We start from the raw sequence: 12,876 nt of genomic DNA on the forward strand, positions 1-12,876 counted from the left end.
CGTTTTATCTTCAAAAGCCCGGCGAAAGACCGGGCCGCAGGGGAAGAATTTGACGCTTAACCAAGCATCCATGACGGTGTCGGATGTGATCCATGCTCATTTCGCCACGCTGACCCGTGCCGAAAAACAGCTGGCCGCATCGCTGCTCGACAATTATCCCGTCTCCGGCCTCGGTTCCATCACGACGGTCGCGGAAAACGCCGGCGTGTCGACCCCGACGGTCGCCCGCATGGTGCAGAAGCTTGGGTTCCGCGGCTTTCCGGATTTCCAGGCCCGCCTGCACCATGAGCTGGAGGCGACGCTTTCCAGCCCGATCAGCAAACACGACCGCTGGGCGGCCAACGCGCCGGGCACGCATATCCTCAACCGTTTTGCCGACGCGATCATGAACAACCTGCGCCAGACCCTGTCGCAGGTCGAGACCGCCGAGTTCAACGGGGCGAGCGCCCTCCTCGCCGACCGCCAGCGCAGCATCTACATCATCGGCGGGCGCATCACCAAGGCGCTTGCCGACTACCTCTTCACGCATTTGCAGGTCATCCGCCCGCACGTCACCCAGATCGCGTCCAATCCGAGTTCATGGCCGCACTACGTGCTGAACATGAAGGCGGGCGACGTGCTCGTCATCTTCGACATCCGCCGCTACGAGCAGGAAATGGAGACGCTCGGTCGGATCGCCCGCGAGCGCGGCGTCGAGATCGTGCTCTTCACCGACCAGTGGGCCTCGCCCGTCGCCAAGGTCGCCGCGAAGGTTTTTCGCGTCCATATCGAGGCGCCGTCGGCCTGGGATTCGTCCGTCGTGACGCTTTTTATCGTCGAGGCGCTCATCGAAGCGGTGCAGAGTTCGGGCTGGGAAGAGACCAGCGATCGCATGAAGACGCTGGAGGGCCTCTTCGAGGCCAGCCGGCTTTTTCGAAAACCCCGGCCGGAGGTCTCTGGCAAATCCTAACAGGCATACGAAAAAACCGAAACAAAACTGTCACATAAGCTTCATCTGTCGCCAGTATCAGCTTCGCCGAAGTTGACTGACTCACAACAAGGAGAACACCCGTGATGTCACATACGAGACGCCTGCTTTCGCTCTCCACCGCAATGGTGGTTGCGTCCTCCTCGTTTGCCTTTGCCGAGCCGAGCGCCGAGCTCGTCGCTGCCGCCAAGGCCGAAGGCAAGCTGACGACCATCGCGCTTCCGCATTCCTGGTGCGGCTACGGCGACATTATTGCCGGCTTCAAGGCCAAGTACCCGGAAATCACGGTCAACGAACTGAACCCGGACGCAGGCTCGGGCGACGAAATCGAAGCCATCAAGGCCAACAAGGGCAACACCGGCGACCAGGCTCCTGACGTCATCGACGTCGGCCTGTCCTTCGGCCCGTCGTCCAAGGCCGAAGGCCTGATCCAGCCCTACAAGGTCGAAACCTGGGATTCGATCCCGGACAGCGCCAAGGATGCTGACGGCCACTGGTACGGCGACTATTACGGCGTTCTCTCGTTCGTCGTGAACACCGACATCGTCAAGGAAGTTCCGAAGGACTGGAAGGACCTGACCAAGGCCGACTACGCCAACGCCGTAGCACTCGCCGGCGACCCGCGCACGTCGAACCAGGCCGTTCAGGCCGCCTACGCTGCCGGGCTCGCCACCGGTGAAAAGGACGCCGCGAAGATCGGTGAAGCCGGTCTGGCGCTGTTTGCCGAAGTCAACAAGGCCGGCAACTTCGTTCCGGTCATCGGCAAGTCGGCTTCGCTCGCCCAGGGCTCGACCCCGATCGTCATCGCATGGGACTATAACGGCCTGTCCTGGCGCGACACGCTCGGCGGCAACCCGCCGCTCGAAGTCGTCGTTCCGGCAACCGGCGTCGTCGCCGGCGTCTACGTCCAGGCGATCTCGGCCTTCGCACCGCACCCGAACGCTGCCAAGCTCTGGATGGAGTACCTCTATTCCGACGAAGGCCAGCTCGGCTACCTGAAGGGCTATTGCCACCCCATCCGCTTCAACGATCTCGCCAAGAACGGCAAGATCCCGCAGGAAATGCTCGACAAGCTGCCGCCGGCAGAAGCCTATGAAAAGGCTGTCTTCCCGACGCTCGAAGAGCAGGAAGCCGGCAAGGGCGTGATCACCACGAAGTGGGACAGCGTCGTCGGCGCCAACGTCCAGTAACATCGTGCAGATACCCCTTCCCGCCGTCCGCGGCGGGAAGGGCCTGGCATTCCCGGCTGGTGTGCGTCACGATTGCGCGCCAGCCGTTTCCGTCTGAAATTCTTTTCTCTAAAATTCTTTCCTCGCCTCGCACCCGGGACCCGCCGCCCCTATGAGCACCGCAACCCTGATAGACCGTCGCAAGGTCATCGATTGGCTCGGTATCGCGCCCTTCATGATCTTTGCGCTGATGTTCCTCATCCTGCCGACGCTCTATCTGGTGGCCGGCGCCTTCTTCAACCCGCAGGGCGAATTCACCTTCCAGAACATCAAAGACCTGACGCATCCGACGATCCTCAGCGCCTACTGGATCTCGATCAAGGTCTCCGTCGCCTCCTCGCTCGGCGGCGCGCTCATCGGTTTCTTCCTCGCCTGGGCTATCGTGCTCGGCGGGCTGCCGAGCTGGATCCGCTCGGGCATGCTCACCTTCTCCGGCGTCGCCTCCAACTTCGCCGGCGTGCCGCTCGCCTTCGCCTTCATCGCCACGCTCGGCCGCACCGGCCTCGTGACGGTGTTCCTCAACGAGTGGTTCGGTTTCAACCTCTATTCGACCGGCTTCAACCTCCTCTCCTTCTTCGGCCTCACCATCACCTACATGTTCTTCCAGATTCCGCTGATGGTGCTGATCTTGACGCCGGCGCTGGACGGCCTGAAGAAGGAATGGCGCGAAGCTTCGGAAATCCTCGGTGCCTCGAACTGGCAATACTGGCGCCTGGTGGCCTTGCCGATCCTCTGGCCGAGCCTGATGGGCACGACGCTGCTGCTGTTCGCCAATGCCTTCGGCGCCATCGCCACGGCCTATGCGCTGACCGGCTCCTCGCTCAACATCGTGCCAATCCTGCTCTATGCGCAGATCCGCGGCGACGTGCTGCACAACCCCAATCTCGGCTATGCGCTGGCGCTCGGCATGATCGTCATCACCGGCGCCTCCAATATCCTCTACATCTGGCTGCGCTCGCGCGCTGAACGGTGGCAGAAATGAAGTCGTCCCGCCTCCTCGCCTGGATCGCCATCGCCATCGGCGTCATCTATTTCATCGTGCCGCTCATCGGCACCTTCGAATTCTCGTTGCGCATGCGGCGCGGCGAATACACGTTCGACGCCTACCAGTCGGTCTTCTCCGACCTGCAGTTCCGCGCCACCTTCGGCTATTCCATGCTGATGGCGCTCTTGACGATCGTCTTCGGCATGCTGCTCGTGGTGCCGACCGCCTACTGGGTGCGCCTGCGCCTGCCGCAGATCCGCCCGGTCATCGAGTTCATCACGCTCTTACCGCTCGTCATCCCGGCCATCGTCATCGTCTTCGGCTACCTGCGCCTCTACAATTCGTCGTCCTGGCTGCCGCTCACCAACACGACCAGCGGCACCAACGTGCTTTTGATGTTCTCCTACATGACGCTGTCGCTGCCCTACATGTACCGGGCGGTCGACACGGCGATGCGCGCCATCGACGTCGCGACCTTGACCGAGGCCGCCGAAAGCCTCGGCGCCAAGTGGCCGACGATCATGTTCCGCTGCATCTTCCCGAATGTCATGAGCGGCGTGCTCTCCGGCGCCTTCATCACCTTTGCCATCGTCATGGGCGAGTTCACCATGGCCGCCCTGCTGAACCGGCCGGCTTTCGGTCCCTATCTCCAGCTCGTCGGCGCCAACAAGGCCTATGAGCCCTCCGCGCTCGCCATCATCGCCTTCGCGATCACCTGGCTGAGCATGGGCTTCCTGCAACTCGTCTCCCGCTTCCAGAAAACCGCGCCGCTCAAGGCCTGAGGATCTCCATGTCGTTTCTCAATCTCAGCAACATCCAGAAGGCCTTCGGCCCGGTGCAGGTCGTTAAGGATTTCAACATGGCCATCGAGAAGGGCGAGTTCGTCTCCTTTCTCGGCCCGTCGGGCTGCGGCAAGACGACGGTTCTGCGCATGATCGCCGGCTTCGAAACGCCGACCGGCGGCTCGATCACCGTCAACGGCAAGAGCCAGGCGAACCTGAAGCCCAACCAACGCAACATCGGCATGGTCTTCCAGGCCTACGCCCTCTTCCCGAACATGAACGTCGCCGAAAACGTCGCCTTCGGCCTCAAGATCGCCGGCAAGCCGAAAGCCGAGATCGACGCCCGCGTCAAGGAAATGCTCGGCCTCATCAAGCTCGACCACCTTGCCGAACGCTACCCCTACCAGATGTCCGGCGGCCAGCAGCAGCGCGTGGCGCTCGCCCGCGCGCTGGCACCGAAGCCGCAGGTGCTGCTGCTCGACGAGCCGCTCTCGGCCCTCGACGCCAAGATCCGCGTGTCGCTGCGCGAAGAAATCCGCATGATCCAGCAGCAACTCGGCATCACCACGGTCTTCGTCACGCATGACCAGGAAGAGGCGCTGTCGATCTCCGACCGCATCGTCGTCATGAACGCCGGCAAGGCCGACCAGATCGGCAAGCCGGCCGAGATCTACAACCGCCCCGCCACTCGCTTCGTCGCCAACTTCGTCGGCACGCTGAACCTGATCGAGGCGAAGGTCGTCGACCCGGTGGCCAACCGCATCACCATCGGCGACCAGGGCGTGACGCTGCGCGAACCGCTCGGCAATGTGAAGGTCGGCGACACGGTCTCCCTGGCGCTGCGCCCGGAAGCGGGCTCGACGGCGCCGGATGCCAAGGGCGACACGGCGCTGACCGGCGAGGTCATCTCCTCGAACTTCCTCGGCTCGGTCATCCGCACCCGCATGAAGGTCGGCCCCGCCGTCATCTCCTTCGACATGTTCAACAGCCCCGGCCTCGTGCCGCCGGCCGTCGGCGAGACCGCCACGCTGCGATTCACCGCCGGCGATCTTCTGATCATCCGCGACTGAGCGAGAGCATTTCCAGCCGAAGCGGCATCGCGTCGGCGTCGGATAATGCGGCGAGAACAAAAACCTGGAGCGTTCCCGGTGAACCGGAGTTCACCGGAAGCGCTCCAGTCATTCTATTTTTCCGCCGCGGCGTGGAAAAATCTGTCGTGATTTGCGTGTTTTCCGTCGCCTCGGGATTTGATCTCCGGGCGACGGCCGGCTAATCTTCCATCGTTCTCAGGGCGGGGTGAAACTCCCCACCGGCGGTATCTGGAGCGATCCAGGAGCCCGCGAGCGCCTTCCGCCCCAAACGGAAGGGTCAGCAGATCCGGTGCGATGCCGGAGCCGACGGTCATAGTCCGGATGGAAGAGGGCAAGCAGGAGGCACCCGATTTCGGTCGGGTTTCAAACCTCGTGCGTGTTCGCCCAAGGGGATCATTGAAAAATGGCTCAACCCTTGAAAGGCCTAGACATGAATGCGAATGCAACCCCCGTCTCCCGGATCGCCGTCATCCGTGCCCGCTGGCACGCCGGCATCGTCGATCGGGCAGTCGATTCCTTTGTTGCCGAATGGGCAGCACTCGGCGGCCGCGCGGAAGACGTCGACATCATCGACGTGCCCGGCGCACTCGAAATCCCGCTGCACGCCCAGCTCCTCGCCCGCACCGGCCGCTATTCGGCCATCCTCGGCGTAGCGCTCGTCGTCGACGGCGGCATCTACCGCCACGATTTCGTCGCCGGCACCGTGGTCGACGCCATCGTCCGCGTCGGCCTGGACACCAACGTGCCCGTGCTCTCCGCCGTGCTGACGCCGCACAATTTCCAGGAATCCGAAGCCCACATCGCCTTCTTCCGCGATCACTTCGTCCTCAAGGGCAAGGAAGCCGCGAACGCGGCGCGCCAGATCATCGACGCGCGGGCGCAGGTGGCACTGGCAACCGTTTCCTGAATCGACGTCTCAATGACCGGAATCGTTCCGGCAGCTTGAGATGGCAAGCCATTGAAATGTTTAGAGAGCTCGGTAGCGATGCCGGGCTTTCGTCGATTCAGGACTGAAGGTTCTTCAAATAGATCGACAGCAACTGGATCTGCGACGAGATCCCGAGCTTGCGGTAGACGTTGCGGCGGTGGACCTTTACCGTGCCGGTGGAAATGTCGAGTTTCAGGCCGATCGATTCCGACGAATGGCCCTGCAACACAAGCTCGATGATCGAGGCCTCGCGGTCCGTGAGGTTGAGCTTGCGCCACACCCGGTCCGCCTCGCTCACCGGCTCTGCGCGCCGCCCTCGCCCCGGCCCAGCAAAGCGGCCGGCAAGATCGCCCCACGCACGGCGCACGAAGGCGGCGACGAAGGGTTCGGCGTCGTTAAGCAAGGCAAGCTCCGGGGCCGGGAAGACGCCGGTCTTTTCCCGGCGCATCAGCGACACGACCACCGTCACGCCATCCGCCGTCGGCACGAAGAAGCCGAGTTCCTCGGCAAGCCGGGTCTGCGAATAATAGGTTCGAAAATATTCGCTGGAGAAGAACCGGTCCGGCGCCAGTTCCCGCATGCGAAAAACGCCGGCCTTCTCCGCGCGGGTCGTGTGGTAGAACGGATCGAGCAGGTAGGGGCCGGCCTGGTAGAGCGTGACGTAGATGTGGTGGTCATCCGCATCGAAGGTGCTGAACAGGTCGATCGGCCGGGCCTTGTCGCGATAGGCGAAGATGACGATATCGTCGAAGCGCACCAGGGCGCGCATCATGGCGAGCAGGGTTTCGCCGGTCTGCCGGTCGGAAACCTCCGTCTCGCCGGCCCAGCCGGCAAGCGCGCGGAAAAGGCCCGTGAAATCGACTCGCATGACGCCGACGCTCCTCCGATTCCCCAATGGCGGCCGTTTTTCGCCGCTCGTGAGATATACTCCTCCCACAGCCGATTTACGGATAAAATACCTCTCTCGGGGTATATACCGCCCACCGGCGGCTGACTAGCATTCCTCCCGACGGTGGCCAAAGCGGCAGAGATCGCTGAGAGACCAACAACCGCAGGGAACAGACGTGACATCCGCCCCAACGAACGACATCGAGTTCCGTTCGGTGACCAAGCGCTATGGCGCGGTGACCGCGGTCTCCGACATCAATCTCGCCGTGCCCAAGGGCGCGTTCGTCGCCCTTCTAGGGCCGTCCGGCTGCGGCAAGACGACATGCCTGCGCATGATCGGCGGCTTCGAGCAGCCGACGGAGGGCGAGGTGCTGATCGCCGGCAATGTGGCCAATGGAGTTCCGGCCTATCGCCGCCCGGTCAACATGGTCTTCCAGCAATATGCCCTCTTCCCGCATTTCGACGTCGAGCAAAACGTCGCCTACGGGCTGAAGCAGCTACGGCCGAGACTGCCGGCAGCGGAAATCTCACGCCGCGTCGGCGAGGCACTGGAAATGGTGCGCCTTTCCGGCTTTTCGAAGCGCCGCATCCATGAAATGTCCGGCGGCCAGCAGCAGCGCGTGGCGCTGGCGCGTGCGCTCGTCAACAAGCCTTCCGTGCTGCTGCTCGACGAGCCGCTCGCCGCCCTCGACAAGAAGCTGCGCACCGCCATGCAGATCGAGCTGCAGACGCTGCAACGCGACCTCGGCATCACCTTCGTTCTCGTCACCCACGACCAGGAGGAAGCGCTGTCGATGAGCGACCTCGTCTGCGTGATGAGCGCCGGCAGCATCCGTCAGCTTGCCACGCCCCAAGAAGTCTACGACCGTCCCGCCGATCTCTTCGTCGCCGATTTCGTCGGCAAGACCAACCGCTTCGACGGCACGATGGAAGCCGGCGGCATGGTGCGCCTCGGCAATGGTTCGGCGCTCGCCTCCGGGCGAACGGACCTCGCCCCCGGCGCCGTCACCGTGGCGCTCCGGCCGGAGGCGATCCGCCTCTCCCGCCAGGCCGGCGCCACCACGCTGGAAGGCACCGTCACGCACCGCATCTTCCTCGGCTCGGCCGCCGAATATTCCGTCGCCGTCGATGGCCTCGGCGACTTCCTCATCACGGCCGAACGCCAGAGCCAATCAGAAAACGACCTCGTCGCACCGGGCGAGCGGGTCGCAATAAGCTTCGATCCCGGTACAGCGCATATCTTTCCGGCCTGAGGGAAACAGGCCCGTCACGACAACAAGGGAACAGTGTGATGTCCAAATGGTTCAGAGAGAATGCCCCGATCAGTGCCCGTGATCTGACGGAAGAATTCATGCGCCTGAAGCGCGGTTCGGTCACCCGCCGCCACTTCCTTGGCGTCACCGGCCTCGGCCTTGCCGCCGCCGTGCTCGCCCGCCAGCCCGGCCTCTTCTCGTCGGAAGCCTATGCGGCGGAAGACCTCGGCTCCGCCATGTCGCTCGCCACCTGGCCGAACTATCACGACCCGGCGACCTTCGAGGCCTTCACCGCCGCGACCGGCGTTGCCGTCGAGGTCAATGTCTTCGGCTCGAACGAGGAAATGCTCGCAAAGCTCCAGGCCGGCGGCACCGGCTGGGACCTGTTCGTGCCCACCAACTACACGATCTCCACCTATGTCAGCCTCGGCCTGATCGACCCGATCGACCTTGCCAAGGTGCCGAATTTCGACCCGAAGACCCAGAACACCCGCTTCACCAACGAAGGCACCGTCGACGGCAAGGTTTTCGCCCTGCCGAAGAACTGGGGCACGACGGGCATCGCCTTCAACTCTGACAAGGTGAAGTCGCCGGTCACGAGCTGGAAGGAATTCTTCGAGGTCGCGATGACCGAGGCCGATGGCCGCGCCATGGTGCACGACTACCAGCTCACCACCATCGGCAACGCGCTCGTCTCGCTCGGCTTCTCGTTCAATTCCGTGAAGCCCGAAGAGCTTGCCAAGGCCGAGGAGCTGCTGATCAAGGTCAAGCCGCATCTCTACGCCATCAACAGCGACTACCAGCCCTCCATGCGCGCTTCGGACGCGTGGATGACCATGTGCTGGACCAATGACGGCGCGCAGCTCAACCGCGACATCCCGGAAATCCAGTTCGTGCTCGGCACGGATGGCGGCGAAATCTGGTCGGATTTCTACGCGGTCCCGACGAGCGCCGCCAACAAGCCGGCCGGTTATGCGCTGCTGAACTTCCTGATGGACCCGCAAAACGCCGTGAAGGAACACGTCGCCAACGGCGCGCCCACCACCGACAGCCGCGTGCTCTCGCTGCTGCCCGCCGAGATCACCGGCAACAAGATCGTCTATCCGGACGAGGCAGCGCTGACCCCGCTGGAGTTCGGCGCAGCCGTGACGCTGACCGACCCGGCGCGCGCGGAGCTGATGGCGCGGTTCAAGTCGGCGTAGCGGGAAGCCCCTCATCCGGCTGCCGCCACCTTCTCCCCGCAAGCGGGGCGAAGGGATCAGCGGCGCCGTATCATTCCTTTCCAGAGGGAACGGGACGCAGCCACACATTTCCTTCTCCCCGCTTGCGGGGAGAAGGTGGCCGGCAGGCCGGATGAGGGGCGACCCTCTTATGCGCAACAGGACTCGAAACAATGCCCCTGACGATGACGACAAAGAGACGGCTGGTGACGACGGCGCTGCTGGCGCCGGCGTCCGTCTGGCTGTTCGTCTTCCTCGTGCTGCCCTTCATCGCCATGATGGTGTTTTCCGTCGGCGAGCGCGGACCGGCGGGCGGTTACCAGACGGCGTTCACCTTCGCGCAATATGCCAACCTGCCGGCCCGGTCCGCCGCCTACTGGAACACGCTGATGCTCGCGCCGGTCGGCGCCTTCGTCTGCCTCATCGTCGCGTATCCCACGGCCTATTACCTCGCCGTCAAGGCGAACCCGCGCTACCGGCTGCTGCTGGTCTCACTGGTCGTCGTCCCCTTCTGGACGAGCCTGCTGGTGCGCACCTATGCCTGGATGTACATCCTCGGCTCGCGCGGCATTCCGAACCTGCTGGACATGATCGGCATCGAAGACGTGCGCCTGCTCAACACGCCCGGCGCCGTGCTGCTCGGCATCGTCTACGGCTACCTGCCGCTGATGATCATGCCGATCTATGTCAGCCTCGAAAAGCTCGACCGGCGCCTGCTGGAAGCCTCGGCCGATCTCGGCGCCAAACCCGTCTCGACCTTCTTCTCCGTCACGCTGCCGCTGTCGCTGCCGGGCGTCATGACGGGGGTGGCGCTCGTCACCATCCTGCTGCTCGGCGAGTACCTCATCCCGCAGCTCTTGGGCGGCGGCAAGGTGTTCTTCATCGGCAATGCGCTGGTCGATCTTTTCCTGCAATCGCGCAACTGGCCCTTCGGCTCGGCCATCGCCGTCACGCTGGTCGCCATCGTCGTGGTGGTGCTGATGGTCGCCATGCGCATCGCCTGGCGGATTTCCGGCACCAGACAGGTGGATCTCGTCTGATGCGCGCGCTGATCACGTCCGTCTATCTTTTCCTCTACGCGCCAATCGCGCTGGTCGTGCTGTTCTCCTTCAATGCGGGGCGCAATGCGAGCGAGTTCACCGGCTTCTCCACGGAGTGGTACGGCAAGGCGCTGGCCAACCCGTTCCTCGTCACGGCTTTGCAGAACAGCCTGATCATCGCCGTCGTCAGCGCCACGCTCGCCGCCGTCTTCGGCACGATGGCCGCGCTTGGCCTCGAACGGCTGGGCAGCCGCGCCCGCGCCGTCTTCGATGGCCTGCTCGCCGCCGCGATCGTCGTGCCGGGCGTCGTCATCGGCATCGCGACGCTGGTCGCCCTCGTTGCTGTCTTCGGCGCCATCAACCCGGCCATCGCCGCCATCTGGCCCGGCGAGAAACCACCGCAGCTCGGCCTCGGCTACGGCTCGATCATCGCCGCGCACGGTCTTTTCACCATGGCGCTCGTCACCATGATCGTGAAGGCGCGCATCGCCACGCTGGGGCGCGATATCGTCGAGGCCTCGGCCGATCTTTACGCCACACCGCTCACCACCTTCCGCCAGATCGTGCTGCCGCAGATCCTGCCGTCGGTGCTCGCCGGCTTCCTGCTTGCGTTCACCTTCTCCTTCGACGATTTTATCGTGGCCTTCTTCGTCGCGGGCTCGAAGACGACGCTGCCGATCTACGTCTTCGCCTCGATCCGTCGCGGCGTGACGCCGGAGGTCAATGCGATCGCCACCATGGTCCTCGTCGCCTCGCTCATGCTTATCCTGATCGCCCGCCTGCTGATGCGGGAGAAAACCAGAAAATCGCCTGCCGGGGAGTGAGACCGATGATCCTGAAGAACCGTGTCGCCATCGTCACCGGAGCGGGCTCCGGCATCGGCCGGGCCGGCGCGCGCATCATGGCGCGCGAGGGTGCCACCGTCTGCGTCGCCGACCTCGACGAGACGCGCGCCGGCGAAACCGTCGATTTCATCAAGGCCGAGGGCGGCAAGGCGGAGGCGGTCATCGTCGACGTCACCGACGACGTGGAGCTGAAGATGGCGGTCGCCGCCGTGCTCTCGCGCCACGGCCGCATCGATATCCTGCACAATCATGCCGGCGCGCAGGTGGCCGGCGACCTCGAAAGCGTGCCGCTCGACGGGCTGGACCTCTCGTGGAACCTCAATGTGCGCGCCCACCTCATGGCCGCCCGCCTCGTCATGCCGGCCATGAAGGCGCAGGGCAAGGGCGTCATCCTCAACACCGCGTCCTCCTCCGGCGTGCTCTACGACCGCGAGATGATCGCCTACACCACGACGAAACACGCCGTCATCGCCATGACCAAGCAGATGGCCGGCGACTATGCGCGCCACGGCGTGCGCGTCAACGCGCTCTGCCCCGGCTGGGTCGATACGCCCTTCAACCGGCCCTTCATCAGCCAGATGGGCGGGCGCGAGGCGATCGAGGCCTATATCAAGGAAAAGGTGCCGATGGGCCGATGGGCGGATGTCGAAGAAATCGCCGAGCCGATCCTCTTCCTCGTCTCCGACCGGTCAAGCTACATGACCGGCCAGATTCTCGTGGTCGACGGCGGCGAAACCGTGACTTAGGCACACTCTTAACGCAATTCCGGACGCAAAACCGCTGCACACTTTTGCTGGAATTGCTTAGACCGCCGCGCCCATCGCCCCCTGATGCACGACGATGCGAGCGTGGTAGCCAACACGCTTGTAGAGATCAAGCACATCCTGGTTGATCAGCCGTACGCAGCCCGACGACGTCGCCTTGCCGATCGACGCCCATTCCGGCGAGCCGTGCAGGCGGTAGAGCGTATCCTGACCGTTCTGGAAGATGTAGAGCGCACGCGCGCCGAGCGGGTTCTTGATGCCCGGCTCCATGCCGCCGTTTTCCACGGAGTATTTTGCGAGGCTCGGCGTGCGGGCGATCATGTCCGCCGGCACCTTCCAGCGCGGCCAGGGCTGGCGCCAGTGGATGATGCCCTCGCCCTCCCAGGCAAAACCGTCGCGGCCGATGCCGACACCATAGCGCATCGCCGTGCCGCCCGGCTCCACCACATAGAGGAAGCGGCCGGGCGTATCGACGACAACCGTGCCGGCCGGCTCGCCGGTCGGGTCCTTGACGCGCTGGCGGTAATATTTCGGGTCGATCTGCGTGTAGGGAATGGCCGGAATGACGTGCCCGCCGTCTTCCACTGCGGCGTAGCGCGCCTCCAGTTCCTCCACCGTCGCCGGCACGATGGGATAGCTGACCGTCTTGGGAACCGGTGCGACCTTTACCGATGTCGACGTGGTCGCGCAGCCCGCAAGCGTCGCGGCGGCGCCCAGGAAAAACGCGCGGCGCGACAATGAGCAAACCGTAGGCATTCTCGATATGAACTCCAAATGGGGAAAACGGGTTAGCACCGATGGCTAGCCAAAGCGGGAGCAGGCTGGCAAGAAGCGGGGGCATCACATCTTCGGCATACCCCATCATTGAGGACCGGCAGATGCAA

Annotated in this window: 13 protein-coding genes and 1 riboswitch; of the genes, 11 read left to right on the top strand and 2 right to left on the bottom strand. The window is 63.9% G+C overall.

Annotation, left to right across the window (positions count from 1 at the left end; translation table 11 throughout):
- Positions 1 to 70 precede the first annotated feature (70 nt).
- From GB927_RS12240 to GB927_RS12265, 6 genes are all read left to right on the top strand, one after another.
- Complete coding sequence (locus GB927_RS12240) at positions 71 to 949, top strand: MurR/RpiR family transcriptional regulator (protein WP_439616439.1); 879 nt, start codon at positions 71 to 73, stop codon at positions 947 to 949.
- 104 nt (positions 950 to 1,053) lie between these two features.
- Entirely contained in the window at positions 1,054 to 2,157 is a 1,104-nt protein-coding gene (locus GB927_RS12245; RefSeq protein ID WP_305111293.1) for an ABC transporter substrate-binding protein, read from the top strand.
- A 151-nt stretch (positions 2,158 to 2,308) separates the two neighbouring features.
- Positions 2,309 to 3,178: an ABC transporter permease gene (locus GB927_RS12250; RefSeq protein ID WP_256117222.1), complete on the top strand. Its 870-nt coding sequence runs from the start codon at positions 2,309 to 2,311 to the stop codon at positions 3,176 to 3,178.
- Positions 3,175 to 3,963, top strand: a complete 789-nt coding sequence (locus GB927_RS12255) for an ABC transporter permease (protein WP_256117224.1) — start codon at positions 3,175 to 3,177, stop codon at positions 3,961 to 3,963. The genes GB927_RS12250 and GB927_RS12255 overlap by 4 nt, the downstream gene beginning before the upstream one ends.
- Positions 3,964 to 3,971: 8 nt before the next feature.
- A complete protein-coding gene (locus tag GB927_RS12260; protein WP_256117226.1) occupies positions 3,972 to 5,033 on the top strand; it encodes an ABC transporter ATP-binding protein in 1,062 nt (353 codons plus the stop codon).
- Between the two features lie 208 nt (positions 5,034 to 5,241).
- Positions 5,242 to 5,391: riboswitch (FMN riboswitch) on the top strand.
- A gap of 93 nt (positions 5,392 to 5,484) precedes the next feature.
- Entirely contained in the window at positions 5,485 to 5,961 is a 477-nt protein-coding gene (locus GB927_RS12265; RefSeq protein WP_256117227.1) for a 6,7-dimethyl-8-ribityllumazine synthase, read from the top strand.
- 97 nt (positions 5,962 to 6,058) lie between these two features.
- Here the strand turns inward: GB927_RS12265 and GB927_RS12270 are convergent, their stop codons facing one another.
- Entirely contained in the window at positions 6,059 to 6,850 is a 792-nt protein-coding gene (locus GB927_RS12270; RefSeq protein ID WP_256117228.1) for a helix-turn-helix transcriptional regulator, read from the bottom strand.
- Between the two features lie 196 nt (positions 6,851 to 7,046).
- On the opposite strand from GB927_RS12270, the gene GB927_RS12275 reads away from it, so the two are divergent.
- The 5 genes from GB927_RS12275 to GB927_RS12295 all read left to right on the top strand — a co-directional run bounded on the left by GB927_RS12275 (position 7,047) and on the right by GB927_RS12295 (position 11,974).
- On the top strand, positions 7,047 to 8,123 hold the full coding sequence (locus tag GB927_RS12275) for an ABC transporter ATP-binding protein (RefSeq protein WP_256117229.1): 1,077 nt from the start codon (positions 7,047 to 7,049) through the stop codon (positions 8,121 to 8,123).
- A gap of 38 nt (positions 8,124 to 8,161) precedes the next feature.
- Positions 8,162 to 9,325, top strand: a complete 1,164-nt coding sequence (locus GB927_RS12280; protein ID WP_256117230.1) for a polyamine ABC transporter substrate-binding protein — start codon at positions 8,162 to 8,164, stop codon at positions 9,323 to 9,325.
- Between the two features lie 191 nt (positions 9,326 to 9,516).
- Entirely contained in the window at positions 9,517 to 10,383 is an 867-nt protein-coding gene (locus GB927_RS12285) for an ABC transporter permease (protein WP_256117231.1), read from the top strand.
- Positions 10,383 to 11,207, top strand: a complete 825-nt coding sequence (locus GB927_RS12290; RefSeq protein WP_256117232.1) for an ABC transporter permease — start codon at positions 10,383 to 10,385, stop codon at positions 11,205 to 11,207. The genes GB927_RS12285 and GB927_RS12290 overlap by 1 nt, the downstream gene beginning before the upstream one ends.
- A gap of 5 nt (positions 11,208 to 11,212) precedes the next feature.
- Positions 11,213 to 11,974, top strand: coding sequence for an SDR family NAD(P)-dependent oxidoreductase (locus GB927_RS12295; protein WP_256117233.1), 762 nt, complete (start codon positions 11,213 to 11,215; stop codon positions 11,972 to 11,974).
- Between the two features lie 57 nt (positions 11,975 to 12,031).
- Here the strand turns inward: GB927_RS12295 and GB927_RS12300 are convergent, their stop codons facing one another.
- A complete protein-coding gene (locus GB927_RS12300) occupies positions 12,032 to 12,748 on the bottom strand; it encodes a L,D-transpeptidase (protein WP_256117234.1) in 717 nt (238 codons plus the stop codon).
- Positions 12,749 to 12,876: the final 128 nt, after the last annotated feature.

The organism is Shinella lacus, assembly GCF_010994755.1.
GTDB lineage: Bacteria > Pseudomonadota > Alphaproteobacteria > Rhizobiales > Rhizobiaceae > Shinella > Shinella lacus.

Bases quoted from the DNA above. Each gene is read 5' to 3' on its own strand.
- GB927_RS12245 (WP_305111293.1), top strand. From the start codon at position 1,054: ATGTCACATACGAGACGCCTGCTTTCGCTCTCCACCGCAATGGTGGTT.
- GB927_RS12290 (WP_256117232.1), top strand. From the start codon at position 10,383: ATGCGCGCGCTGATCACGTCCGTCTATCTTTTCCTCTACGCGCCAATC.
- GB927_RS12265 (WP_256117227.1), top strand. From the start codon at position 5,485: ATGAATGCGAATGCAACCCCCGTCTCCCGGATCGCCGTCATCCGTGCC.
- GB927_RS12260 (WP_256117226.1), top strand. From the start codon at position 3,972: ATGTCGTTTCTCAATCTCAGCAACATCCAGAAGGCCTTCGGCCCGGTG.
- GB927_RS12255 (WP_256117224.1), top strand. From the start codon at position 3,175: ATGAAGTCGTCCCGCCTCCTCGCCTGGATCGCCATCGCCATCGGCGTC.
- GB927_RS12250 (WP_256117222.1), top strand. From the start codon at position 2,309: ATGAGCACCGCAACCCTGATAGACCGTCGCAAGGTCATCGATTGGCTC.
- GB927_RS12295 (WP_256117233.1), top strand. From the start codon at position 11,213: ATGATCCTGAAGAACCGTGTCGCCATCGTCACCGGAGCGGGCTCCGGC.
- GB927_RS12270 (WP_256117228.1), bottom strand. From the start codon at position 6,850: ATGCGAGTCGATTTCACGGGCCTTTTCCGCGCGCTTGCCGGCTGGGCC.
- GB927_RS12280 (WP_256117230.1), top strand. From the start codon at position 8,162: ATGTCCAAATGGTTCAGAGAGAATGCCCCGATCAGTGCCCGTGATCTG.
- GB927_RS12285 (WP_256117231.1), top strand. From the start codon at position 9,517: ATGCCCCTGACGATGACGACAAAGAGACGGCTGGTGACGACGGCGCTG.
- GB927_RS12300 (WP_256117234.1), bottom strand. From the start codon at position 12,748: ATGCCTACGGTTTGCTCATTGTCGCGCCGCGCGTTTTTCCTGGGCGCC.
- GB927_RS12240 (WP_439616439.1), top strand. From the start codon at position 71: ATGACGGTGTCGGATGTGATCCATGCTCATTTCGCCACGCTGACCCGT.